General features: G+C 59.1%; 3 protein-coding genes. 1 reads left to right on the top strand and 2 read right to left on the bottom strand.

The window, feature by feature from the left end; all coding sequences use genetic code 11:
- Positions 1-1212 (top strand): glutamine--fructose-6-phosphate transaminase (isomerizing) (glmS, locus tag VIW95_RS06580; protein WP_331584641.1); only part of this gene is annotated, 1212 nt, incomplete at its 5' end.
- Positions 1213-1230: 18 nt separating this feature from the next.
- Here the strand turns inward: glmS and VIW95_RS06575 are convergent.
- Complete coding sequence (locus VIW95_RS06575) at positions 1231-3351, bottom strand: S9 family peptidase (protein ID WP_414645270.1); 2121 nt, start codon at positions 3349-3351, stop codon at positions 1231-1233.
- On the bottom strand, positions 3348-3951 hold a 604-nt coding region (locus VIW95_RS06570), incomplete at its 5' end, for a CDP-alcohol phosphatidyltransferase family protein (RefSeq protein ID WP_331584639.1). The genes VIW95_RS06570 and VIW95_RS06575, both read right to left, overlap by 4 nt.

Genomic DNA, 3951 nt, shown 5'->3' with positions numbered 1-3951 from the left:
GAAGACGGCGAGCTGGCCGAAGTCACAGCCAGCACCATCCGGCTGATGAAGTTCGATGGCACTGCGGTTACCCGCGCGCCTCGCCAGGTTGAGTGGGACGCGGTCGCCGCGACCAAGGGCGGCTTCCGCCACTACCTGCGCAAGGAAATCAACGACCAGCCACAGGCATGGATAGACACGATGGCCGGGCGAGCGGATGGCGGCTCGTCGATCGTGCGCTTCGAGGGCGAGTTGCTTCCGGCGGGCGGGCCGGCGTCGATCGGGCGAATCGTGATGCTGGGTGCGGGCGCGTCGTGGATCACCGCGCAGGTGGGCAAGTTCATGATCGAGCATCTCGCCGCGATTCCGGTCGAAGTCGACTACTCATCCGAGTTCCGCTATCGGCGCCCGCCGATCGACGACCGCACGATGATCATCGCGGTGTCGCAGTCGGGCGAGACCGCCGACACGATCGCCGCGATGGAAGAAGGACGCGCGCGCGGCGCGCATCTGCTGGCTATCACCAACACCGTCGATTCGTCGATCGCGCGCAAAGCCGACGCGCAGTTGTACACGCGATGCGGTCCTGAGACGAGCGTCACCACCACCAAATGCTTTCTCACGCAGCTCGAGGCTTACTATCTGTTCGCGATACATCTGGCGGCGCGGATGGGACGCTTGTCCGACGCCGATGCGGGCAAGTTGCTGCAGCCGGCGTTCGCGATTCCCGGACAGATCAAGGCTATCTTCGAGAGCGAGCCGAATATTCAACAGATCGCGCGCAAGTACGCGCAGGCGCGGGATTTCCTGTTCCTGGGTCGCGGCATCAACTATCCAATCGCGCTCGAGGGCGCGCTCAAGCTGAAGGAAATTTCATACATCCACGCCGAGGGTTACTCGGCGGGCGAGATGAAGCATGGACCGATCGCGCTTATCGACGACAAGATGCCGGTGGTGGTGATAATTCCCAACGACGACCTGTTCGAGAAGTCGATGTCGAATCTCAAGGAAGTCGAATCGCGCAACGGGCGGATTATCGCGGTGACCAATCACGCGACCTCCGAGTTGAAGAGCGTCGCAGCGGAAATAATCGAAGTGCCGGAGACGAGCCGGATGCTGACCCCCGTGCTGATGACGGTGCCGCTGCAGTTGCTCGCGTATCACATAGCGTCGGAGCGCGGCACCGACGTCGATCAGCCGCGCAATCTCGCAAAGTCGGTGACGGTCGAGTAGCGCGAATACCCGAGCAGGCTAATTTTTGCGTACAGGAGGCAGGTTATTCAGAATGAACTGATATTCGATCGCTGTTTCGCGCAGCCTTTCGAAGCGGCCGGACTTGCCGCCGTGGCCGGCTTCCATGTTGACCTTGAATAGGAGTGGGGTCGGGCTAGTCTTCCTTGCGCGGAGCTTTGCCACCCACTTGGCAGCCTCCCAATATGGGACTTGCGAGTCCCATAGCCCGCTCGTCACCAGCATCGCGGGATAGGACCGGCATTCTACGTTGTCATAAGGCGAGTAGGACAGCATGTAATCATAGTAGGTCTTGTCCTTGGGATTACCCCATTCGTCGAATTCGTTGGTGGTTAGTGGGATCGATTCGTCCAGCATGGTGGTCACTATATCGACGAACGGCACGTTGGCGACGATGCCGCGGTAGTCCTTTGGCGCAAGGTTCGCTACTGCACCCATCAGCAGACCGCCGGCGCTGCCACCTTGCGCGAAGACCTTGTCGCGCGCGGCGTACTTTTCGCGCACAAGATGCCTGGTTACTGCTATGAAATCCGTGAAAGTGTTTTTCTTATTGAGCAGCCTGCCTTGCTCGTACCATGCGCGGCCCATCTCCTGTCCTCCCCGAACATGAGCTATGGCGACGACGAATCCGCGATCCATCAGGCTCACCCAGTTTGGGATGAAGGCCGGATCGGTGGATAAGCCGTACGAGCCATAAGCGTACTGATAGAGCGGTGCGGTTCCGTCGAGCTTCATTTCTTTCCGATAAGCGATTGAGATCGGCACCAGGCAGCCGTCGCTTGCGGTAGCATGGAGATAGTCAGTCCTGTAGTTGGAGGAATCGAAACCTCCCAGAACCGGCTCGACTTTCAGGACCGTCTTCCGGCCGGAGGCCATATCGTACTCATAAGTGGTCCTGGGAGTGGTCAGCGAGGTGTAAGTATAACGGACCTTTGCCAATTCGATTCCGGGGGTCGGTATCAGTTGCGTGGTATACGAAGGTTCCGATGAGGCGATCAAGAAGTCTCGCTTGGCGTTCCACGACTTAACCCGCAATTTCATCAGTCCGCCGGAACGCTCGTTGACCGCGACGTAACCCTTGAACACTTCAAAGGCCTGAAGAAAGGCGTCGGCGCGCGCCGGGATCACATCAATCCACGTTTTCTTGTCGGCGACTTTGGCGATTGGAGCGCCAACAAGGCGGAAATTCGGCGCCTTCCAGTTGGTGCGCAAGATGAAATTGCGACCCAAATGACCTAGCTGGTACTCATGATTCGCCTCACGCGGAATCGCAGTCTTGAACTTTAGCTGAGAATCGCCAGCGTCGGCATAGCGCCATTCGCTTTGCAAAGTGCTTCTGAGCACGATGAATAAATACTTCTCAGACTTACTTCTGGCGAGGCGCATGTAGTAACTGTGATCTTTTTCCTCATACAACAAGGGATCCCGGCTTGAATCGGAGCCTATAACGTGTTTGCGCACTCTCACGCTTAGCAAGGTGACGGGATCTTTCTCGACGTACAGTACAGTCCTGTTGTCGTTTGCCCAGATCAGGTTGGGTTCGACATTAGTCACGGCATCATTGAGCATCGTGCCGGTGTGCAGGTTCTTCATTCTGAGTGTGTACTGACGGCGGCCAACGATGTCCTCGGCGTATGCGAGCAGGCGCCCGTCGGGGCTCACGGCCCAAGCGCCGATTTGAAAGAAGGCTTTGCCCGCGGCCAGCGCATTGCCATCGAGCATCACCTGCTCTGGCGCGCTCATCGAACGGCGGCGCCGCGCGTAGATAGGATACTCGCGCCCGGTCTCATAGCGTGTGTAGTACCACCAGCCGCGCCGCAGGACGGGTACCGACGTATCGTCCTGCTTGATGCGGCCGACGAGCTCTTTGAATAGCTCATCCTGAAGAGCGTGCGTCGGCGCCAGCACGGCCGTCGTGTAAGCATTCTCGACTTTCAGATATTCGAGCACGTCTTTCGACTTACGAGTGTCATCGCGCAACCAGTAGTAGTCATCCGCGCGCGGCCCATTGGCGGAGGTCACTTGATAGGACTTCCTCGCGGCGATTGGTGGCGATAGGACAGCAGCAGCCCGGGCGGCGGGAATTCTTGCGAGTTTCTGCGACACAGTTTGTTTTCTCATTCAGGGCGCAGCATTCGCAGGCCGAACAGGAGCCGTTGGGCGCCGGTGACTATTTCCAACGCGGCCATTGCATAGCATAGGAGTGGGCCTAAAGGGCGCAGGATTGGTGTCGCTTCGACCAAGCCTAGCACTATGAAGAAGATTATTGCTTCGCTGCGTTCAAGGATTCCAGGTGGGTACTCGATCAGTTTTGCGCCAGGACCTTCCAGCGCGGCGCCTACTGACAGGAATATCGTGATGTTCACGTACCAGGTGGCTACCAGCACCAGCGCGGGAAAAAATAGGGCGGGATCGCGCCACGCGATGCCGACTATTACACAGGCCTCGACCACGCGGTCGGCCGACAGGTCGAGCACGCCGCCTAGACGGCTGGGCGCGGCACACTCGCGCGCGATGCTGCCGTCGAGCGCGTCAAAAGCCGCGCTGAGAGTTAGCGCAACGATTGCAAACGTCAGGTGGGCGCGCGCGAACGCGATGCCTGATGCAATGCCGGCGAGCGCCGCGAGTATGGTCGCGAGGTTGGCGCTGATGCCGGCACTGAAGAGCGCGCGGGCGCATCGCGACTGCACGCGCTTGAGGTCGGGGTTCGCGCCGAAGATC

Source organism: Binatus sp. (SeqCode), from assembly GCF_036522015.1.
GTDB lineage: Bacteria > Desulfobacterota > Binatia > Binatales > Binataceae > Binatus.
The sequence above is the reverse complement of the archived record's forward strand: the minus strand, read 5'-3'. Positions and strand labels throughout refer to the sequence as shown.

What these genes read in the sequence shown, in the direction of transcription:
- VIW95_RS06575 (WP_414645270.1), bottom strand. Translation starts at nt 3,351, where the DNA reads ATGAGAAAACAAACTGTGTCGCAGAAACTCGCAAGAATTCCCGCCGCC.